This is a genomic window from Salinicoccus sesuvii (assembly GCF_042648145.1).
GTDB lineage: Bacteria > Bacillota > Bacilli > Staphylococcales > Salinicoccaceae > Salinicoccus > Salinicoccus sesuvii.
Genome location: NZ_JBHRWV010000001.1, coordinates 206,720 through 228,529, shown reverse-complemented (window position 1 = coordinate 228,529; position 21,810 = coordinate 206,720). Strand labels below are relative to the sequence as shown.

At 39.4% G+C, this 21,810-nt stretch carries 15 protein-coding genes and 1 pseudogene; 6 read left to right on the top strand and 10 right to left on the bottom strand.

Annotated features, from left to right (window positions below; genetic code table 11):
- Position 1 precedes the first annotated feature (1 nt).
- Positions 2-2,047: a hydantoinase/oxoprolinase family protein gene (locus ACFOJ8_RS01180; RefSeq protein ID WP_380651538.1), complete on the bottom strand. Its 2,046-nt coding sequence runs from the start codon at positions 2,045-2,047 to the stop codon at positions 2-4.
- A 278-nt stretch (positions 2,048-2,325) separates the two neighbouring features.
- Here ACFOJ8_RS01180 and ACFOJ8_RS01175 point away from each other — a divergent pair, with 278 nt between their 5' ends.
- From ACFOJ8_RS01175 to ACFOJ8_RS01165, 3 genes are all read left to right on the top strand, one after another.
- Positions 2,326-3,846 (top strand): Na+/H+ antiporter NhaC family protein, encoded by a 1,521-nt coding sequence (locus ACFOJ8_RS01175; RefSeq protein WP_380651536.1) that lies wholly within the window; start codon positions 2,326-2,328, stop codon positions 3,844-3,846.
- Between the two features lie 122 nt (positions 3,847-3,968).
- Complete coding sequence (locus ACFOJ8_RS01170; RefSeq protein WP_380651533.1) at positions 3,969-5,156, top strand: MalY/PatB family protein; 1,188 nt, start codon at positions 3,969-3,971, stop codon at positions 5,154-5,156.
- Between the two features lie 132 nt (positions 5,157-5,288).
- Positions 5,289-6,668, top strand: coding sequence for a DHA2 family efflux MFS transporter permease subunit (locus ACFOJ8_RS01165; protein ID WP_380651530.1), 1,380 nt, complete (start codon positions 5,289-5,291; stop codon positions 6,666-6,668).
- Between the two features lie 43 nt (positions 6,669-6,711).
- Here ACFOJ8_RS01165 and ACFOJ8_RS01160 read toward each other — a convergent pair whose 3' ends face one another.
- The gene (locus ACFOJ8_RS01160) at positions 6,712-7,872 is read right to left on the bottom strand and encodes an aminotransferase class I/II-fold pyridoxal phosphate-dependent enzyme (RefSeq protein ID WP_380651528.1); all 1,161 of its coding nucleotides are present in this window, start codon (positions 7,870-7,872) and stop codon (positions 6,712-6,714) included.
- Between the two features lie 375 nt (positions 7,873-8,247).
- On the opposite strand from ACFOJ8_RS01160, the gene ACFOJ8_RS01155 reads away from it, so the two are divergent.
- Both ACFOJ8_RS01155 and ACFOJ8_RS01150 read left to right on the top strand, forming a co-directional pair.
- Positions 8,248-10,380, top strand: coding sequence for a hypothetical protein (locus ACFOJ8_RS01155; RefSeq protein WP_380651525.1), 2,133 nt, complete (start codon positions 8,248-8,250; stop codon positions 10,378-10,380).
- Positions 10,370-10,720: a hypothetical protein gene (locus ACFOJ8_RS01150; RefSeq protein ID WP_380651523.1), complete on the top strand. Its 351-nt coding sequence runs from the start codon at positions 10,370-10,372 to the stop codon at positions 10,718-10,720. The genes ACFOJ8_RS01155 and ACFOJ8_RS01150 overlap by 11 nt, the downstream gene beginning before the upstream one ends.
- Positions 10,721-10,992: 272 nt before the next feature.
- On the opposite strand, the gene ACFOJ8_RS01145 is transcribed toward ACFOJ8_RS01150, so the two are convergent.
- From ACFOJ8_RS01145 to ACFOJ8_RS01135, 3 genes and pseudogenes are all read right to left on the bottom strand, one after another.
- Positions 10,993-11,787 (bottom strand): phosphotransferase, encoded by a 795-nt coding sequence (locus ACFOJ8_RS01145; protein WP_380651520.1) that lies wholly within the window; start codon positions 11,785-11,787, stop codon positions 10,993-10,995.
- A 653-nt stretch (positions 11,788-12,440) separates the two neighbouring features.
- A pseudogene (locus ACFOJ8_RS01140) lies at positions 12,441-12,694 on the bottom strand (MBL fold metallo-hydrolase); the annotation flags it as partial.
- A gap of 407 nt (positions 12,695-13,101) precedes the next feature.
- Entirely contained in the window at positions 13,102-13,722 is a 621-nt protein-coding gene (locus tag ACFOJ8_RS01135) for an NUDIX hydrolase (RefSeq protein WP_380651518.1), read from the bottom strand.
- A gap of 1,015 nt (positions 13,723-14,737) precedes the next feature.
- On the opposite strand from ACFOJ8_RS01135, the gene ACFOJ8_RS01130 reads away from it, so the two are divergent.
- Complete coding sequence (locus tag ACFOJ8_RS01130) at positions 14,738-15,769, top strand: VanZ family protein (protein ID WP_380651515.1); 1,032 nt, start codon at positions 14,738-14,740, stop codon at positions 15,767-15,769.
- A gap of 448 nt (positions 15,770-16,217) precedes the next feature.
- On the opposite strand, the gene ACFOJ8_RS01125 is transcribed toward ACFOJ8_RS01130, so the two are convergent.
- From ACFOJ8_RS01125 to ACFOJ8_RS01105, 5 genes are all read right to left on the bottom strand, one after another.
- Positions 16,218-17,150 (bottom strand): glycine betaine ABC transporter substrate-binding protein, encoded by a 933-nt coding sequence (locus ACFOJ8_RS01125; protein WP_380651512.1) that lies wholly within the window; start codon positions 17,148-17,150, stop codon positions 16,218-16,220.
- A gap of 67 nt (positions 17,151-17,217) precedes the next feature.
- Complete coding sequence (locus ACFOJ8_RS01120; RefSeq protein ID WP_380651509.1) at positions 17,218-18,069, bottom strand: ABC transporter permease; 852 nt, start codon at positions 18,067-18,069, stop codon at positions 17,218-17,220.
- Positions 18,062-19,261: a quaternary amine ABC transporter ATP-binding protein gene (locus ACFOJ8_RS01115; RefSeq protein ID WP_380651506.1), complete on the bottom strand. Its 1,200-nt coding sequence runs from the start codon at positions 19,259-19,261 to the stop codon at positions 18,062-18,064. Before ACFOJ8_RS01115 ends, ACFOJ8_RS01120 begins: the two co-directional genes overlap by 8 nt.
- Before the next feature lie 1,113 nt (positions 19,262-20,374).
- Positions 20,375-20,719 (bottom strand): DUF6176 family protein, encoded by a 345-nt coding sequence (locus ACFOJ8_RS01110; RefSeq protein WP_380651503.1) that lies wholly within the window; start codon positions 20,717-20,719, stop codon positions 20,375-20,377.
- Positions 20,720-21,176: 457 nt separating this feature from the next.
- Positions 21,177-21,638: a TspO/MBR family protein gene (locus tag ACFOJ8_RS01105; RefSeq protein ID WP_380651500.1), complete on the bottom strand. Its 462-nt coding sequence runs from the start codon at positions 21,636-21,638 to the stop codon at positions 21,177-21,179.
- Between the last annotated feature and the right edge of the window lie 172 nt (positions 21,639-21,810).

Here is a 21,810-nt window from a genome sequence, read left to right as displayed (position 1 = left end):
ATCATCTCACCTCTACTGTTAGAATAATATTGCCATATACATCGATCTCAGCTTGCTGATTCTCAAGAACCAATGTGGACGATGTCTTCTCTTCTATGACGGCTGGTCCCTCGACCAAGTGTCCTTTGCGGAGCAGATTTCTATCATAGATTTTTGTTTCTACCCAACCATGTTCCTTATAGTAGATTTCTCTCGTTTCCTTTATGGTCTCTTCAAGTTCCAGACCATTGCCTTCCAATTCCTTGAGAACCGGCTTTTCAATTTCACCAATGGTGGTCAGATGCATATTCACGATTTCTACTTCGGTGCTCTCAAGTCTGAAAGAGTAGGTGAATTCATGCATCTCATGGAACTTGGTCTTGGCCGCTTCTATGAAATCTTGATTCCACACATCATTTCCAATAGGCATCTTCACCGTATGTTCTTGGCCTTCATACCTTAAGTCGACAGACCTTTCGAACTTGATAGGGAATCTATCCAGATTATTTTTGGAAAAGTCCTCTAAAGAAGCCTTCTCCATATCGGTCCATTGCTTATTGATATCTTCAAAGTCGAGAGCACTGAATTTTTTCAGATAGGTCTGTATGTTGTCTTTTCTTGCATCGGACATAAGCATCCCCCAGGCAGAAAAGACTGAGGCAGCATGCGGAATGACGACTTTCCTGATTTTTAAATTCCTGGCCAGCTCGGCAGCATGCATGGGGCCGCCTCCCCCAAATGCTATCATGGTAAAGTCCTGGGGATTGTAGCCTTTCCGAACTGAAATCAGTTTTAATGCATTGAGCATATTCGAATTCGCAATATCAATAATGCCCAAGGCGCCATCTTCTGCGGAAGTTCCGAAAGGTTTCGCCACCTGCTGATCTATTGCTTCTTTGACTTGTGATAAATCCACTTCACTATCAAAATTCTTGCCAGACAATCTGCCGATATATAGATTCGCGTCTGTTGTGGTAGCTTTTTCTCCCCCCAGCCCGTAAGAAACCGGTCCAGGGGTGGATCCCGCAGATTGTGGACCGACTTTCAATGAACCCAGTTCATCAATCCAGGCGATGGAGCCCCCACCATTACCGATTTCCACTATATCCACTACCGGCACCTTGATCGGGTATCCCGCATACTTATCGTTTTTCTCGATGTAGTAGTCTGTAGAGACTTTCACGTTGCCCTCACTTATCAATGAACATTTCGCAGTTGTCCCACCAATATCGAAAGATATGATGTTGGATTCTCCTATGATTTCACCAAGAATCGCAGCACCATAAACTCCTGCAACTGGACCGGATTCAACCATATTAAGTGGATACTTTTTGGAATCAGAAAAAGAAGTGATGCCACCATTCGACTGCATGATATAACGATTACTATTGGAAGTCTTTCTGTTGAGCCTGTCATCAAGGCTATCGATGTAGCTCTCCATTACCGGCTTTACATATGCGTTCAGCACGGTTGTATTGGTTCGCTCGTATTCTCTCCATTCCTTGATCATTTCATGCGAAGCAGTAACAGGCAGTTCCGGCCACATCTCTTTGATCAGTCTTGTGATTTCAACTTCGTGCTCAGGATTCTTATAGGCGTGGAGGAGGCAGATGGCGATGGCCCCTACACCCTCACCTCTGAAATATTCGATGGCATCAATGACATTCTGTTCATTGAGCGTCTGCAACACTTCTCCTTTATAGTTCATTCTTTCCTCTACTTCCAACCTCAAATACCTTTCAACAAATGGTTCCGGTTTTTTGTATTTGAAATTATATAGATCTGGTCTGTTGCCCCTTGCGATCTCAAGAACATCCCTGGTGCCCTTTGTGGTAATCAAACCTACCTTTGCTCCTTTTCTTTCTGTCAAAGTATTGATCACCACTGTGGAGCCGTGGATGAACATTTCAATCGATTCATAGTCGAGACCCGATTTCGCCATAACATTCATGACGCCTTCTTCAAAATTTGGTGGCGTGGTATGGGCCTTATCAAAAACAAAATCACCATCATCATTCAAGTAAAGTAAATCAGTGAATGTGCCACCGATATCTGTCGTCACTTTCATATTATCTCTCCTTTTGGTTCTTTAAAAGAACCATTGGTTCATATAATAATGATATTATTAATTCTGAAAATTATCAATAATTAAATATCAATCGCCATCTATTTCTTAGAGGAGCATTATAGTTTCAGCTACTTCTTTCGATATATATCAACTCGGCTCATCCTATAACGGTATTTTAAATCTATAAAATTATTGAAGGAAAAATTTATATTGCATATCTCCGTATATTTATTTAATATATATACATATTATTTAATAATTATAAATGAGGTGTTTTTTTGGAATTTGAAGCTTACGGCTTGCTGTCACTGCTGCCGGTCATCATCGCAATACTGCTTGCATTCGCCACTAAGGATGTCATTATATCTTTGTTCCTTGGCGCCCTGACAGGTGTATTCATCATCAATGGTCTGAATCCGATAGACTCGATTACGACATTCATCGGAGACTATGTATTCGTCCAGCTGACGGATAGCTATAACGCGGCTGTCATTGCACTGCTCATCTTCATCGGTGGATTTGTATCTCTGATGGAGAAATCGGGCGGTGCCGTGGCGTTTGCGAAAAGTGTATCGAAGTATATTACGACACGCACTAAGGCAACACTGGCCACTTGGTTTGGTGGCATCATCATATTCTTCTCCGATATTGGTACACCGCTCATCGTCGGCCCGATATTTGAATCTACATATGACAAATTGAAGATTTCACGAGAAAAACTGGCCTGGATTTTGGACTCTACAGCAACACCTGTAGCAGTACTGATTCCGTTCATCGGCTGGGGGATCTACATCATGGGACTGATCAATGAAGAGTTCGGAAGACTGGGACTCACTGAATCGGATTTCAGTGCCTATATGAATGCCTGGCCCTACTTCATCTACCCGATTCTTGCGGTACTGATAGTTCCCGCAGTTGGCCTACTCAAAAAGGACTTCGGACCGATGCGCACTGCTGAGAAAAGAACAACGGACGGTGAGAGGTACTGGCCGAATGCGGCACCACTGAGGCAACCTGCTGCACCAGACTTGCAGACTGAGAACAGTAGTCGTCCAATGCTGATCTGGCTACCGCTCGTTGTGCTGTTCGTTACGCTATTCGGGCTGCTGATCCCAGAAGGATTCCCGTTCGAAGCAGTTTCCGGTTCAACATTCAGGGTGGCACTGAGTACCGCCTACCTGTTCGCAAGCATCACCCTGATCATCCTCATGATCGCTTTTAAAGTACACACATTCAAGGCATCGTTTGAAATCTATACTACAGGCATGCAACGCATGATCAATGTCATCGTCATCATAGTGCTTGCATGGGCGATCGGTATGGTACTTGAAGAGATGGGCACTGCCAACTACATCGTGCAGATCATCGACGGTAACATTCCACTCGTCATCATTCCGATGCTGATTTTCATTGTCGGTTCCGTCATGGCATTTGCCAGTGGGACATCATGGGGCACGTTCGCAATCATGCTGCCGATTGCCATTCCGATTGCCGCCCAGCTCGATATCTCCATTTATATCTGTATTGGTGCGGTCATTTCAGCGGGCATATTCGGCGACCACTGCTCACCGATTTCCGATTCGACAATTCTTTCGTCCACAGGTGCAGGGAGTGACCATATCGACCATGTTAAAACCCAACTGCCGATGGCACTATTGAACGGCATAATCACAGTCATCGCACTTTTTGTCGGTACACTCACCGATAGTCCACTCATCGTAGTCGGTGCCATTGCACTGATGGTCATCAGCGTGTTCATCATGAGCAGACTGCCGAACAGGAAAACATCAGAGCAGTAATACAAAAGAATATCTCCCTGGTTGAATGACTTCTTTGCCATCATACGTTGTTTCAAGAGATGCTTTATTCTATAGTGGATGTATGATTAAAAATGAAAGATAGGATAGGAAGGGAGATACATATGGATATACAAACGTTTGTAGACCGTTATTATGTAGAACGCAAGAACACGAACTCGACGAAATGGGATCTGCTCGAGGAACGTTTCGGAGATGCGGATCTGCTGCCCATATGGGTAGCGGATATGGAATTCAAGGCACCGGACGGTGTCATAGAGGCACTGACAGAACGCGTCCAGCATGGGGCTTACGGCTATTCGTTCATTCCGGATGCCTACTATGACGCCTACTCCAACTGGATGGAATCACGCTTCGGCTACAAGGTGGAGAAGGAATGGTGCCGCCCAGCTACAGGCGTCGTATCCGCACTCTACTGGTTCATGAACTGTTATACGGAAGAAGGAGACGCGGTAATCATCACACCACCGGTCTACTACCCATTCTTCAACGTCATCAAGGATCTTGACCGCAAGCTTGTAACTGCCGATATGACGGATAATAATGGCCACTTCGAGCTCGATTTTGACCTGTTCGAGCAGCGCATCAAAGAAAATGACGTAAAGCTCTTCATTCTATGTTCACCACATAATCCAGCAGGGCGTGTATGGACAAAAACAGAGCTTGAGCGCATGCTTGCCATCTGTGAGAAGCATGACGTCCTCGTTATTGCCGACGAAATCCATCAGGACTTCACCTACGGTGACCACACGCATACGCCAGCACCTCTTGTGGCCGGTGGCAAGTACACAGACCGCATCCTGCTCGTTAATGCTGCTTCCAAATCATTCAACTTGCCGGGGCTGCTCCATGCCAACATCGTCATCCAGAACGCCAAGCTGCGGGGACAGTTCGACAACTATGCGGGGCAGCATATCAAGAGCGAGAAGAACATCCTCGGCCACATTGCAACGCAAGCTGCCTATGAGACCGGAGAAGAATGGCTTGATGCTCTGAAATCCGTTATCCTATCGAACTTCGAATACTTGAAGACGCAACTCGCGGAACATATCCCGGAAGCGAAAGTATGCACGTTCGAAGGCACCTACTTACCGATGGTCGATCTACGTGGTTTCCTCCCCCCTGAAGATGTGAAGGATTTCATTCAGGAAAAATGCAAGCTCGCTGTCGACTACGGAGACTGGTTCGGCGATGCCTATCAGGGCTATGTGCGTCTGAATCTTGCGACCCATCCGAAGTTCGTCGAAGAAGCTGTCGATCGTATCGTCACCGAATACAAAAAGCTGAATTAATATGAAGAAGCTCTGGACCAAAATCCCGGTCCAGAGCTTCTTTTTACATATTCTTCGTTTGATAGCCACTTTGACCGGTCCCCGCCTTTATGCAACAATGAATACAAATGAACCGGAGCGGAGGGGATTGGTATGGCAAAAGAAAAACTGGAGAATAAGGGTGTTGTTGTGGTGATCATCGCCGCAGCTTTTCTTTTGACCTTCAACCAATTCCTTTTGATCACAGCATTTCCAACAATCATGGCGGAATTTGATATTAATGCAACACAGGTGCAGTGGCTGACCAATGCCTTTATCCTCGTTGCGTTGATCTTCATTCCGATGTCAGGGTACCTTTCTACGACCTATTCCGCCCGGACACTCATCATCTTCTCACTCACCTGTCTATTGATCGGTACCGCAATCGGCGGCTGGTCACCGAACTTCGGGATCCTGTTGCTGTCGCGCATGATCCAGGCAGTGGGTGCAGGCATCATCTTGCCGTTGATCCAGACAATCCTACTGATTGTCTTCCCCTATCATCGCCGGGGATTTGCGATGGGACTGCTTGGTGCTGTAACGAATATTGCACCCGCTTCCGCACCATCCATTTCAGGTATCATCATCGACTATCTCGACTGGCGGGCGCTACATTGGGTGATCCTGCCATTCATCCTGATCACATTCGTACTCGCACTCTTCTTCATGAAGAATGTACTCGAGCAGAACCCATCCACTCTCGATGTCCGTTCAGTAATCCTTTCAGCCACAGGGTTCGCGCTGTTCATACTCGGCCTCAGCAATATCAGCACCTATGGGTTCCTGAATGTCTTCACTATACTTCCAATGGTTGTTGGTCTCGTCGGCATCCTGTTCTTCATCAGCCGGCAGTTCAAAATACCGGTGCCCATAATGAATCTTGATCTCTTCAGGAACAGGACATTCAGTCTGGCCATCATTTTGATATTCATCAATATGATGCTCCTGCTGTCTACCGAAACGATTCTGCCGATGTTTGCACAAAATGCGCTTGGCACCAGTGCATTTCTATCCGGATTCCTGCTCGTGCCAGGCACCATCATTCTATCCGTCATCACTTTCATTTCAGGTAACCTCTATGACAAATACGGCGGCAAACGGATCGCCACCATCGGATTCACTTGTACAACCGCTTCACTCATCCTACTCAATACGGTCGGCATCAATGATTCACCTTATTGGATCATGATTCATTTCTGTCTGTTCATGACCGGATTCGGACTGACACTCATGCCACTCGTCACCCTCAGCATGTCGGAACTCGGGAAGGACGATATCCCCCATGGTTCGGCCATTGTGAATACTGTGCGCCAGTTTGCCATGGCCTTCGGCATCATCATACTAACATCCATCATCAGCATCACCGTCGCAGTCATGGATGCGCCTTATGCAGAAAGTAATTATGCTGGTACTAGCTATGCCTTGGTGGTCATGGCGGCGCTTGGCACCATCGGACTCATTCTGACGCTGAGATTGAAGGAGAAAAGACACTGATCACATAAAGATGCCCTTCAGAATAATTCTGAAGGGCATCTTTCTATTTTTCTTCAAGCATATTGATATACTTCTCAAGCCGATCCGCCGCTTCTATCAACTCTTCCATACTGCAAGCGAATGATAGCCGGATGTGTCCTTCCCCATATTCCGAAAATGACCGTCCCGGGACGACCGCGAGCTGGACGCTCTCCAGCAGGTCGGTCGCGAACTTGAAGGAGTCTGTTTCATATTTTCTGATGGACGGAAAAATGTAGAATGCACCGGTCGGTTTAGATACTTCGAGTCCCATATCGATCAGCCGTCCGTAGATGTAGTCGCGTCGCTCGACGTAGGCTTCATTCATCTCACTTGGCACATTTCTCTGATGCTTCAGTGCCTCGATGGCGGCATACTGGCTCGGGATGGCTGCACAGATGGTGTTGTAGAGATGGACCGCAGTGATGTCTTCCATAATGGCCTTATCACCCACAACGTAGCCGATGCGCCAGCCGGTCATGGCATGCGACTTGCTGAGGCCGTTGACGACGAGCACCTTCTCTTTGATGTCAGTGTAACTCGACAGACTGATATGTTCCCCTTGCAATGTATTCTCTGCATAGATTTCATCAGTGATGATGAATATGTCATGTTGCCTGAACACTTCGACAAGTGCATCCATCTGTGCCTTCGTATACGTTACCCCTGTCGGGTTGGTCGGATAATTGAGGATGATCGCCTTTGTCCGGTTGGTAATGTTGGATTCAATCAGTTCCGGTGTGGCGATAAAGTCCGTTTCTGTCATATCTACAAACTTCGTTACACCACCCGAAAGCTCGACAATCGGTTCATACCCAAGATAGGTCGGTGCTGGCATGAGTACTTCGTCCCCCGGATCCAGGATGGCACGCAGGATGGCGTCGATGCCCTCACTGCCACCCACTGTTACCAGCACCTCTCCGTTCGGATCATACTCCGCATTATATTTCTCCCTATAGTACTGGCTGATGGTTTCCCGGAGCTCAAAGAGTCCTGTATTATGGGAGTACTTCATGGACTGCGTATTGATGGCTTCAATAGCTGCACTCTTTATCGGTTGGGGTGTTTCAAAGTCCGGCTGGCCGAGTGTCAGATCCACCGCATCCGGAAACTCATCTACCCGGTTCGCAAACTGCCGTGTGCCTGGTACTTCAATATCTTTCATGCGTCTATTCGCCTGTGGCATCGTATCCCTCTTTCACTATGATTTTCTATCGATTATAACAGATAATATATCTTTAACTTCGATATGGCCACCTCATTTCAGTACAAAAACTCAATCAGTTTTATACATTTCAGACAAGGATAACTGTACGTATTTTGGGACTCGTAAACCATAGGGATATTACTGAGAAATTGTTTGTCCAAAACAGTTCAATAAACGGTCGTTTTTTAGAAGCTTATTAATCTTTCTAAATTGGCAATTACTTTTATAAAACTTTCTATTTTCATTGAGTTAATGTAAGTATATAACTAATGAAATATGATATATTAAAATTGTATTATTCAGTATTTTCTATAATTTTTTACAATATGGATTTGTAGAGAGGCAGGGAGAGTAATGAAAATAGACTTACATTTACATACTAAAAAATGTAAACAAGGGGATAGTTCAAAAAGGATCGTCGATGCTACAAGATTTATTCGAGAAATGAAAGAGAATGACGTCGGAATTTGCGCTATAACGAATCATAATCATTTTGATATAGAACAATATGAAAATATAACTCAAGAAGCACCTGAGCTATTAATATTTCCAGGCATTGAGTTAGACATAAAGTATGAAGACGAGCATTATCACATAATTGTTATGTGTAATCCAAAGAGAAGCAGAGAATTCTATAATACTTTCGACAATGATGTGAAAAGAAATTATAATACTTTCTTTCTCGACTATAAAGATTTCATATCACTAATTAAAAACTTCGAGTCGGAAGATATCATTATTTTTCCGCACTTTTTAGATAAAGATAAAGAACGTTCATTGAATATGGATGCTAAAGAAAAGTTGCGTAAAGATCTGAAAGAATTTTTAGTGATTCTAGAGCCCGGAAAAATGCAAACCATGGGAGTTATAAATGCACACAACGAACTTTCACTGATAGGAAGTGACGTGACAGATTGGGACAGATATTCTCAATACGAACTACCGGAAATTAAATTTAGAATAAGTTCATTTGAAAAGTTTTATGAACTAGCTAGCAACCCAAGTTTATTTGTTAATCGGTATCTGAAAGAGACGAAAAAATACATGATACCTGTAAAAGTTGAAGAAGAATTACTAAGTAAATCTGTTGAAATTTATAAAGATATAAATATAATTTTTGGTGAAAAAGGTTCTGGGAAAACTATTCTTTTAAAATCCCAAATCTATAGCTACTTAAAGGAAGAAGGATTCAACGTATTTCTACATGAAGGCAAAGATTATAACCAACAGTACAACAGTCTGATAAATAATTTTGAAAAATCGGTCGTCGCCGATGAAACCATATTAAAAAGAATAGAAGGAAACTTCAAATCTATAATAGATTATCAAGAGCAAAAACCTTTTAATTTCATAGAGAAATTAAAAGCATATCACAATAATAAGAGTGCCAATAAGAATGCAAAAATTATTAAAAAAACAGATTCACAATTTAGTAATAATGAAACTAAGAATTTTAAGGATATTATTGGAGATTTAGAGACAGATCTACGTAAAGTAAAAGATGTAAAAGATATCAATACCAAAATAAGGAGTGCAGACGAAAAAGATGGTGTTAGACTTACTGATCAACTCAACTTATTAAATTCAGATCTTGTTAGTACTTCAATTAATAATTATAAGACAATTTTTAGCGCAGAAAATACTGAAATTTTTTTAACGATTCTAAAAGACTCTGTACAGAAAAAGACAGGTAAAGAATCAAAGCCAAACAATATAGGGTTCGCTAAGCTGGTTTCACAACGTTTAGCTAGATTGAATGCCAATCAAATTTTGGCCCAAGATTTAGAAGGTGTGAAGAATTCTAAAACTCACAGACTAGGATCAATACCAAATAAAGGTAAAGTCAGCATGACAACTAGTATTGAAGTATTAGGGGCAGATGAAAATTATAATAAAAAGAAAATATTTGATAGGAATAAAATTGTTAGGAATAGAAAATTAATAAAGAAAATAAAAGTGTTTAGCTTTAAAGACTTCAGGAGGATAAACGACTACTTTGAAGTGGAGGAAAAAATCAGTTCTTCAGAATTTGTGGAAGATATGATTAAGAATAAAAGTGTTATCAAAATAGATGGAAATAGTGATTACAACCCTTCTGAAGGTGAAAGGGCTATTATTACGATTAGTGGGTTATTGGAAAATGATAGCTACGATTGTTATTTATTTGATGAAATTGAGCGTGGGTTGGGCCAAAAATATATAACCGACTATATTGTACCCAAAATTAAGGAACAAAGAGATAAAGGAAAGATAGTTATAATTTCGACTCACAACTCCAATGTAGCCATAAATACTCTGCCCAGCCAGACGATATACTGTGACTACAGTGTAAATACAAAGAATATTTACTATATGGGAAATCTCTATACAAACCAATTAATTGGTATCGATGAAGGTAACGAGTTGATTTGGAAAGAGAAAGCATTAATTCATTTAGAAGGAAGCAAAGAAATGTTCGGGAAAAGGAGAAATATATATGGAGTTTAATACAGAGTTAGACAAAGTTGAAATGAAAGTTAGAATTGAAGAATTGGAAAATGAAAAGGCTGAAAAAGTGGTTAATCTTAAAGTGGAAGATTTGGATTCAGCTACAGTAGATTTAAGCAATAATAGTGTAGACGAGGTAAAGGAACTATTCGATAGTATATATGAATATATAATTTCTCATGAGAAGTTAATTGTGTTCAATTTAATAAATGCTGAAAATACTCTATTTGTTGAAGTTGCCAAAGATTTGGTAGAACACTTAAACCACGAGATAGAACAGTCCGAAGAAAACTTTTCACAATTAATACGCATACAAAAAGATACAGTAGTAGAAGCCTAAATTAAATACGTTATATTTCTATTAATAAAATAGGTTGGACAGTCGTGATAAACGACTAGATGACTACATCAATACACCATATAAAACCCCCAATCTACTGACATAGATCGGGGGTTCGGTGTTTCATGCATAGCATTCTGTTTGTTAAGAGTATTATACCATTTTTTTAAATTATCTAATTAAAACTTAAAGTCTGTATTTGTTAAGATTGAAGCTACCCTTTCGATAATCCCTTGATATGTAAAATAGTTAAAAAGCTACAGAAATTTCTTCTACAGCCATTCACGACCATGTTTACGAATGAATCTAATTTCTTTTTGATAATGTTCAACATGTCCTTCTTTTATCATTTTTTGAAAGGCAAGATCTCCCTCTCTCGCTTTTCTTACTATTGTCTTAGTTAATCCTTCTAGTCTTAGTATTACCATTTCTAAAAAATTTTCTTCTACTTTTTCTCCGTATGATTCAAAAAACAGTTTTATACGCCGCTTTGTGCGTTCAGCATCCTTCGAGTGATTATAGGAGACCGTTCTTTCACTTGATTCTAAAAGATTATATCTGGATAAGGGCACACAAGTATAAAGAGTGTAAGCGATATCCCAAAGTCTTGGCCCAGGGCTAGCATTGTCGAAGTCTATAATACCTACTGGTTGTTTTTCATTGAATATGATGTTGTAGATAGCAAAATCATTATGACATATTACTTCGTAGGGAGGAGGCGTATTATCTAAAAACTGCCAGCTCTCATCAAATGAAAAATCTGTTACCGAATCATGATAGAGACGAAGCATTTTAGCTATTTCTTTTAACACTTCATCTGACCACATATATGCTTTTAACGGGTAATTACCAGCTTCGCCTTTGAAAAATGTTAAAATTTCTTTTCCATTTTCATCGATTCCCAAAAACTTTGGCGCTTGTTGGAACCCCTTTTTATCTAAATGAATTAAAAGCTCATGAATTTTAGAACTTCCTAATTTCAATTCACGACGAACCGTATCACCCATGCGATAAACCTCAGAAACATTACCACCGTTTAATTTTTCGCCTTCATTTTGATTGACCATTCTATTGTTCCTCCTTCACCTAAGATTTATTAAAACAAAATACTTTCATTAATCTTATCATGTAGTAGTTAAAATCACGACATACATGGAGCCGTTCGTAAATATGTAATTGTTCAAATACAAACAAGAGCAGAAGCTCCGTAAGCTTCTGCTCTTCCGATAATTCATGAATATGTAAACTAAACACAGTCAAGAAAAACAGACGTACTTTAGTCAGTCCCTTATCTCAATTTTCTTTCCATAGCTTCCTGTAGTTAATTTCTTACGTAGTAATATTCCATGCAAAACAAAAGGAAAGGGACGTAGCCCCCTGTCTAATTAAATGCTATATTTCTATTCATTTTAAAGTCTTGAGTTTATATAGTACCCAAGAGCCATAAGAATAAAGAAGCTAAAAAACATTACAAAATTACCAACAACTAACCAAAAATTTTTAGCTAAAAGTGCGAAGACTATTCCAAAAGGAGCAATGACAAAAGTTAAGATCCACAATGGGTTAGGTACTTGAAAAATTACATTTGGAACCCAAAGTAAAATACATAGCATAAAGCAAAGAGGATATTGTAAACTTGTTTTTCATCGATTTCCCTCCTTCTTAGGTTAACTTAATGATAAGCGCTTTCAATAATTTCCCGAATAGCTTTGAATAACATTTCATGTACATAAAACTTTTTATGATTTCCGATATGATCAACATGTACATGGGTCGTAATTACATCAATAGGCAAGATAGTTAGTTGGTCTGTAATTCTTTTGATATTATCAATCCCAAGCCCTGTATCGATTAAAACTGCTTTTTTCTTGCCAACCAACAGGAATGAATGTACTTTTTCCCAATGTCCATACCTACTGATGCCCATGTATTATCTTCAATTGACTCTACAGTAAACCATGAATCCTTGGTTATAGAAACTACCTTAAGGTAAAATTTTCTGCGATGTGATTATACATAGATGACATTTCAATTATTTTCTAAAATTTCGATTCTATGTAATCCGCTTAAATTAAAGACATTATGATTTCATCAGAGACACTTCCACCTTAGTATAATGTTTCTCCTAAAACACCTTCTTTATTGAACCCCAAATTCTCGTAGGCTCTAATTCCTCGGTTATTGTGACTAAATACTTCCAATTTAATTCAAAAATCAATAAGGTAGTGCATTGAGTAGATGAACTAACTGTGAAGTCAATATAAGCCTTGAACACTTAGAAATGCTACAGTGGCAATTGTAGACTATCACGTTTTCTCACTTTTATTATTTTAAAATATTCCATCAACCATTTAAAACTCTTTAAATCTCAAGAATATATACTATATATTTTTAATCCTTTGCAAGACTGTGTGGATATAAGAGTCCGCATGAGGTAAGAAATCACTTTTTACTACTAAAGTATTTTTTTCTTGCATTTTATTGTCATCATCCACTGTGAGGCTATACGCTCTTACATTTTTTAAATTATTAAACCACAAACGCTCAAACAGCTCTAACTCTATTCTCACTATCCCGGAAACTTCTCCGTCCTCAAACTTGTAATCAGTCCTAGCGTTATCAGGTAGAAAATAAAGATAAACATGCCCATATTCTTTATCTATGATATTCTGTTCTATTATTTTATCAGGTATTTTACCGACGTAAATTAAGTCGTCTAACAATACGTTTACCCCTAACTCTTCATGTACTTCTCTTATCCCATCTTCAATTCGTTCATTTGAAAGTAGATGACCGGCAGAAGATATATCTAGTTTATTAGGGTAGTCCTTTTTATTTTTACTTCTAATTTGAAAGTGAATAAAGGACCTATCATTACTTTTGCTTATAAACCAACAATGAAAAGTTTCGTACCATAGTCCTTTAGAATGTACTTCTTCTCTTGGAGCAATTCCCAAAAATTGTCCTTCTTCGTCAAACGTCTTTAATAGTTCGATATTCATCCTCAACCTTCTTCAATATATTTTAAATCTCTCTTTGCACATAGTAGTCGACTACACTATATGGATTCATTCTTTCCAGTGAATCAAAATCTGTGTCATTATTTATTAATAAAAGGTGTTTTACTTCATCTTTTAATTCATTGGGAAATTTTTTATAAATTTGATAAAACCTAAATAACCCAATAAACCTAGACAAAGACCAGCAATACTAACAATTATAATATGAACGTTAGACCTATTTTTTCTATCCATCATTTCTCCCCTTAAAACGTTGTTTTACTTACTGTATTAATTATAGTAACTCTCACGATTCTTTGTGAGGGTCCAGTCTATTACTTATAAACTATTGAATACGCGAATTTATACATACGGTTATTACAAGTTCATATAGTAACAAAATACTATCTAGTACAATTATATTCTTTACGCAATTCAAAAGAACTTGATTAAAAACATAAATTAGTACCGTTCGTAAAAATTCAACTTTTATGAACGGTTAGACGTCACTTAAAATAGACCAAATTAAACCTTCGTAAATTTATTGAATTATCTTACGCACGTTTATGTATCTTTATTTACTTTTACGGATAGTTTTCATTTATAACTAGAAAAATATTATTTTGGTCAAACAATTTGTAAAAGTGTTTTTCTCTTTAATTTATGTCCGACTAGAGTAGATACCAAATAGATGTAAGTAGAATATAGATTTTACTGTTATCACTTTCTTCTTTGTATTCCATTTTTTCGCATGTAAATGTGAAACTCTAGTACCTTTGCCAAAAGTGGTATTGGCGTTGTTAATTTAATTCAAGCAGCTACCGATTAGGGACGACATGCAAACTGATTTTCTATTCCGGCTTTCTATAAAGCAGACTATTTTTCGTTAATTTTTGTGCCGCAATTATAAGTTAAACACCTTAAGAGAAATTGCCTCAAAATCATTACAGTCTTTAAATTCTTTTATGCTATAATAGCTTATCTTTTAAAATCCATCTTATTTCTAAGGAGCATGACAGTGTATCAAGGACAACTGAGAAAAGTTACGCTTTCACTATTATTGGTTTATACGCTCATCGTTTTGTATTTCTTGTATTTTGGAGTAGGCAGACTATCTAGCATCGAGCCTATGCGTATTGATATGGAATTCGATACGATTCCTTTAAATTTTCCTTCTGGCCGACCCTTCTCTGTTTGGCTTCATGATATGGGAAATTTTATCGGATTTATTCCTTTCGGCATAGTTATCCCCCTTCTATATCGCTGTAATTTCATCAAGTTCTCACTAGGCTTCCTTTTATCCATCCTGCTTATCGAAACACTGCAGATGGTAACTGGCCTAGGCACTTTTAACGTCAATGATATTACGATTAACACATTGGGTTCGATTGTGGGTTATTTATCACAAAGAGTGATTACATCAAAGCGGGATACCGTCACCGGTATGGCAAAGATCGCTATTGCTGCCATTCTGTTTGCTACCGTGACGGTGATTGCCATAGCTGGTATCAACGTTTATATTGATTCGCCTGGATCTACAGTTGCTCTGAACGATAGTACCCATGCAAATTCCAACTTATCTCCGGATGAAGAACTTGCTGCTTTTGTCGTAAACCAGGAGACCTACACCCCCCAAGTCAATAAATATACAGTACCAGATGCCGAAAGTATCAAGATCACTGGCCTGGATGGCATCTACAAAGAACTGACAGGTTATATTGCTATCACTGACAATGCCTTCTCTCTAAATTCTGATAATCATGTGACAATTACGTTTGTTTCAGAAGAGAATGTACTTTACGAAATTAATTACCTTGTACCAGAAGGCGAAGGTTTAAACTCGGATTTTCAGGTACCTTTGCAAGGTGCTGACTCGCTGGAAATATACCTTTCTTCCGAAGATGGCAGCGCGATGGATGAAACCATCTTATGGGACACTGTATTGATCGAGAATAGTTATGGACAAAGGGCACTAAATAGTTTGAATGGATTTTTGTCGAGCCTATTTAATTTGCAGGAAAGAAACCCAGTATCTTTTCGACTGAACTAAGAATGATTAGCTCATTTTGAACATAAGACTATACATATAAAGTACATTTTTGGAAGAATCCTAAAATACACCAAATAGATCAATATAATAGCGATTACTTAGTTCATTTCTGTGCTATTAGCGTAGAGGAAGGGACATCATGCTCGGCTTTTTGTGAATTGTTAATTGCACTCATTACTATTGGTTCAAACATCACACTCTTCGCTTATCGTTTGGATAGACATGATAAATAATCAGATGACTAAATCCACCCCACTTTATTGAACTTCCAACCCACTGACACAGATTGGAGGTTCGGTGTCTCATGCACAACATTCTGTTTGTTAAATATATCGTGCCCTACAATAAAGAGACAGACAAGGCAGTCTTAGACTGCCTTGTCTGTCTCTTAAAAATTTTTGATCTAATTCAGAGAAATTTTTCTTTACCCATTATTAGATATATTTTATTATTGTTTCGACGTTAAATCATCAATAGAATCGACTTCCATATAAGAAGGGACAACGAGTCCGACTTTAGCACCTTCCAAGTTTTCACCAAGGTCTACTACATCGTCACCATATGATTCAAATTGAGATGCGTGAGTGTTCGGCAACCAAGCAGCTACCATGCCATCAGCTTGACCTTCAGCCACTGCCGACCACATTACTGCATTGTCAAGCGGAGTCAATGTTACGTCATAGCCTTGGGCTTCAAGTACTTGGCCAACTACATTCGTAGATGCGATTTCTGTATCCCACTCTACGTATGCAAGTTCGATTTCAGTGTTGTCGACAGTTTCGGTACCCTCTGTCCACTCAGCCACTTTGTCGCTATTTTCGTCGATCCACGTGGCCGAAGCTTCTTCTACGTCCGTTCCGTTAGAAACTTCAAGCATGACACTTTCGATGTCTTCCGGCTCCCATTGGAATTGGTCCAGGATTGTATAAGCTTCAGGGGCCTCTTCTTCCAATCCTTGGCGTACCATTGTGTTGATTGTTTCAGCTTCACCGAAGACGCCTTCAGGATCTTCAAGATATTTAAGATCGTATTCCTGGAACTTCCAATGTGGGCTCCAGCCAGTTACAATGATTGGCTCTTCATTATCAATTGCTTGGCCTAAAGCTGTTGCCATCGCACCGCTTGAAGAAGTTACCACTTCCCATCCTTCAAGGCTGTCGTAGTCTTCAACGGCTTGTTCTGAACCTGCAACTACGCCTGCACCGGGCTCAATGCCTGTGATTTTGTAGTCCATCTCTTCACCATAATTCACTTCGCCTGAATCACCATTCGTTTCATCGTCCGTACCTTCTGCACTGTCTTCGTTACCGCAAGCTGTAAGTAATATAATTGGTGTTAAAATAGAAGCTGCACCTAATTTTTTCCATTGTACTTTTTTCATGTAAAGATCAATCTCCTTTTCTAGTATGGTACTTTCTTATTCAAAAGATTCCATTCATCTAAGTTGATTACGTTTTTTTCGTTGAGAAACTTTGAGTGAAACGATCGATAATGATTGCAAGGATGACAATACCAAGACCAGCGACAAAGCCAGTTCCAACGTCGGCACGCTGCAGAGCTGAGAGTACTTCGCGTCCAAGTCCAGGCGCACCAATCATTGATGCGATGACAACCATGGATAAGGCAAGCATGACTGTCTGATTGATGCCAGCCATAATTGTCGTTTTGGCCATCGGCAGTTCAATCTTGAACAATTTCTGTATGCCCGTGCTGCCGAATGCTTCGGCTGCCTCCACTAATTCTTCTGATACTTGACGGATACCCAAATTAGTAAAGCGGACAGTCGGCGGCGTCGCGAAAATTAAAGAAGCAAAAATTCCTGGTACCATCCCGATACTGAAAAATGCAACAGCCGGGATGAGATAAACGAATGCAGGCATCGTCTGCATGAAATCAAGAACGGGTGTGATGAGGTTCTCAGCAATTTTGCTTTTGGACATCAGGATGCCGATTGGCACACCGATGATGACTGAAAGCAAACTGGCAACAAGCACCAACGAGAACGATAACATCAGTTGTTCCCATAATCCCTGATTCCATACTAGTAACAAGCCGGCGATTGAGAAGACTGGCAGTCCGAATCGTTTTCCGCTGAGGAAAAATGCGAGCACAGCTACGATTAAAATGACAATTATCGGTGGTACTGCTGCCAGCATATCAGAGAAGGATGCCAAGCCATTCCCAAACTCATTCTTGATTGGGTCGAAGAGGAATGAAAAGCTGTTGGAAATCCAATCTGTAAAATCAGACACCCATGAGCTCAGTGGAAATTTTCCGAAATTCTCCATGAAGTTAAGCATGTGTCAAATTCACCTCACCCTGTCCTGCAAGTGCTGAAATGACCGCACCACGTACGATAATCCCAAGCAATTTATCATCTTCAACCACAGGAATCGGCACCGGTGAATCGTGGCTGATTTCAAATACCGCATTCATTAACGTATCTTTCGTCACTGTTGGTGCATCTGTTTTCATAATGGACATTAAGTCGGTTACATCCTTGCGAAGCGCAAGTGATGTATCATCTGCAGTTACGTAGCCTTTTAGAATCCGTTTGCTATCTGTAACGTAAATGCTCGAGATTCCTTCTTTTTGCATCCGTTCTAATGCCACCCGGGGGCCATGTTTTTCAATGTTGACCGTTTCTGGACGTTTCATGATGTTAAAAGCCGTCAGTACTTTTGAGCGATCAACGTCTTCAACGAATTTTTCGACGTAATCGTTTACTGGGTTCACTAAAATTTCCTCTGGTGAACCGACCTGTACGATGGAGCCGCCTTTCATAAGAGCAATCTTGTCACCGATACGTAACGCTTCATCCAGATCGTGAGTAATAAAGATGATGGTCTTTTTCATCTTTTCTTGTAAGTCCAACAGCTCATCTTGCATTTCTTTACGGATTAGCGGATCAAGCGCCGAGAACGCTTCATCCATCAGAAGCACTTCAGGATCATTGGCTAATGCTCTTGCTAAACCGACACGTTGCTGCATACCGCCGGAAAGTTGGGATGGATACTGGTCAACATAATTGCCCAGCCCGACCATTTCAAGAGAAGTTCGTGCTTTCTCCCTGCGTTCTTCTTTCGCTATCCCTTGTACCTCCAGTCCATATTCAGCATTTTCTAGGATCGAACGGAAGGGGAAAAGCCCGAACTTCTGGAATACCATACTCATCCGAGTACGACGTACATGCAGAAGATCCTTTTTATTCATTGTCGCAAGATCCTCTCCGTCTATGTACACATGGCCTTCTGTAGGATCAATTAATCGGTTCAGCAAACGAACTAATGTTGACTTACCACTCCCAGACAAACCCATAATGACAAAAATCTCTCCCGCCTCGACTTCAAAGGAGGCACGGTTTACGCCGACCGTACTGCCTGTCTGTTTTAAAACTTCATCTTTGGTTTTGCCTTCTTCAAGCAGTTTCAAAGCCTCTTTAAAGTTTTTGCCGAATACTTTCGACAAACCTTCCACCTTAATTACTGGCATTTGTTTTCACACCTCTCTTTACCATTTTTTTGCTACTCATGGCTAGAAAAGTTTCTGAAACAACTTTGCTTATATTAAATTTTTTAAAGTTGTTTTAGATATACAGATAGCCTGCCCCTCAATCAACAGGCAGCAATAAATCCATATAAGAAAAACACTTTCCGTACTAATGAGCCTAAGCGCACGTTTAAAACTATACATATTATCGCTTACATTTTCAAACCACTTTACCAAAAATCGGGCATAAAGGGGGCAGCCTCGAGGAATTTTCCAACTTGTAAAATAAGTTTTCTTTTTCCATAAAAACCCTCTCTATCCTCTTTACGATAGTACGTCTGAAAATTGATAGAAAAATCTAAATATTGATATATAGCTAATACAAAAAAAGTTTTAACTTTTTTTAAAAAAACTTGTTTTTTTAAAAAAATCGCGATATTTTTTGTCATTTAAATATTATAAAAGCGCTTACAAAAGTGATTAATAGTTCAAAAAAATTCATCATATAATTCTTTTTACAGTCTTAGTTTTTAGAACTGTTTGGTTTAAACGTGCTCCGATAATAAAGTCCTAACAAAACAGGATTTTCAATTCATATCGCAATTGCAAGATTAAACGAATGGCATAGAAGTCTTTCACAAAAGAAACGTTCTACATTATTAAGAACAAACAACTCGAGCATTCAAAGGGAATTCACTAGGCATTGCTAACAATTAAGAAGAAGGCACTATGAGGAATGTGGAGGTAATTATAATTCTGCTTGCAATTGGTCACTGATTAGAGCTACGAAGCACACAAATATTCATTGTAGAAATATGCGGAGAATTAAATCGTATCATCAAAGTCTTACTGGATCTAGCTTCAATACCAAGTATAATAAACGAAAATAATGAGTTTAAATTTTCAAGTCAATATCGGCAGACCAAAGAGGAATTGAATGCTCTGGATACAGCTATACTGGAAATTGAAGCTTATTAGAAGAATAATAAAATAATGAACATGCCTATGTAACGAGATTGTGGGAATATCATTCGATAAATTTAATCGATAGTTATGTCCATTGGCATTAAAGCTTATTTATGAATTATGTAAAAGTTTCATCCATTACTTCAATTCTTATTTCATACTCTCTCTTACGGCAGAAGGAATCATTACCACTGACGTAACCAAGTCTACAGGTTTGAACGAAGGGTCTATACATTCTTCCCAAAAAGCAAGATGTTTTTTATCAATCCAGTGTGTCGAATCATTAACGTCTATGCCACCCTCGCCTTGTACGGCATACCAATATAGATACTCATGCCCATCCAACACTTCTCTAAAAATCGTTTCTACATACATTTTTTCTCCTTCTAGAGTAACTAATACATCTTCCATGTTCTCGTTTAAGAAGGTCAACCATTCGTCAACAACAGCAGATTTCCCATCTATTACACGATATCTCGTTAACTCAACATTCATTTCAATTCTCTCCTTTATCCTTTGTCTAATACTTTTCCTTGTCTGAAATTGCAGTTTCCCACTATCCAGTTTTTACTTTTAATCTCGCCAATAATATTTTTATACGTTCTGCAAATTTAGCGATACTTCAAAAATATACCAAATATTCTTCAAATTATAAAGTGACTTTTTAGTTCTTATATTATGTGATATCACGTGAAAAAGTATAAGAACTAAAAAATAAAAAAAGGAAGAAGTCTTTACAGCTTTTTCTCTTCTGATGAAAATCCATTGATATTTATACTAGTAGTCCAAGGTAATGTACTCGAACAAACCCCTAGGCATCTAATGCTATGTGTTAATCACGGTTTTGATAATTGAACGTACATAGAAAGACCCGAACAATGGATATTTTCCTTCGTTATCCATTGTTCGGGTTATGATTATGTGACTTCTGAAATTTCAAATCAGAGTTCTGTTATTTTTTGCGGTTTAGATACCAACTTCCCAGTGTGAGATAAGCTGCGAATGTTGTCCATAATGTATATGGCAGCAGAATGATGCCGGATAGTCTGCTCACTTTGAAGAATTTTGATAATACAGCGTACATCGTAACCCAGATCATGACACTGTTTACCAATGCGAGTTGGCGTTTTCTGAGCCGGAAAAACAGAAATGACCAAGTGAAGTTGATAATCAGGTGAACCTTGAACAGTCTGCTTGCCTTACGATCGCCTTTTTTATTGACGATCGCATGAGCCAATCCCATCGTCAGATATAAAAAAGTCCACATGGGAGCAAAAATTTTACGTGGTGGCGCAAAGGGTGGCTGTTTGAGCTTCTTGTATTGTCTGGGTGCAGATTTAGTAGATAGTTTCCCGACTGTCTTACCCAATATTAGCGGAGTAACAAGATGAAATATAAATTCGAGTAGTTTCATAGAATGTCCTCATTTCAGAATTTGGTAATAAGTATATACTATATCTAGGTTAAAGACATAATGATAGCGATGTCGAAAATTTAGATAATATTAGAGAACTTCCAGGTACATGAGGTATTTTGTAAAAATCAATAAATAGAAGAAGAAAAAGTGAACGATATACCGTCGCTAG

Coding starts and splice junctions, on each gene's coding strand:
- ACFOJ8_RS01105 (WP_380651500.1), bottom strand. CDS start 21,638: ATGAAACTACTCGAATTTATATTTCATCTTGTTACTCCGCTAATATTG.
- ACFOJ8_RS01165 (WP_380651530.1), top strand. CDS start 5,289: ATGGCAAAAGAAAAACTGGAGAATAAGGGTGTTGTTGTGGTGATCATC.
- ACFOJ8_RS01110 (WP_380651503.1), bottom strand. CDS start 20,719: ATGAATGTTGAGTTAACGAGATATCGTGTAATAGATGGGAAATCTGCT.
- ACFOJ8_RS01170 (WP_380651533.1), top strand. CDS start 3,969: ATGGATATACAAACGTTTGTAGACCGTTATTATGTAGAACGCAAGAAC.
- ACFOJ8_RS01160 (WP_380651528.1), bottom strand. CDS start 7,872: ATGCCACAGGCGAATAGACGCATGAAAGATATTGAAGTACCAGGCACA.
- ACFOJ8_RS01155 (WP_380651525.1), top strand. CDS start 8,248: ATGAAAATAGACTTACATTTACATACTAAAAAATGTAAACAAGGGGAT.
- ACFOJ8_RS01145 (WP_380651520.1), bottom strand. CDS start 11,787: ATGGTCAATCAAAATGAAGGCGAAAAATTAAACGGTGGTAATGTTTCT.
- ACFOJ8_RS01135 (WP_380651518.1), bottom strand. CDS start 13,722: ATGAATATCGAACTATTAAAGACGTTTGACGAAGAAGGACAATTTTTG.
- ACFOJ8_RS01115 (WP_380651506.1), bottom strand. CDS start 19,261: ATGCCAGTAATTAAGGTGGAAGGTTTGTCGAAAGTATTCGGCAAAAAC.
- ACFOJ8_RS01125 (WP_380651512.1), bottom strand. CDS start 17,150: ATGAAAAAAGTACAATGGAAAAAATTAGGTGCAGCTTCTATTTTAACA.
- ACFOJ8_RS01120 (WP_380651509.1), bottom strand. CDS start 18,069: ATGCTTAACTTCATGGAGAATTTCGGAAAATTTCCACTGAGCTCATGG.
- ACFOJ8_RS01150 (WP_380651523.1), top strand. CDS start 10,370: ATGGAGTTTAATACAGAGTTAGACAAAGTTGAAATGAAAGTTAGAATT.
- ACFOJ8_RS01180 (WP_380651538.1), bottom strand. CDS start 2,047: ATGAAAGTGACGACAGATATCGGTGGCACATTCACTGATTTACTTTAC.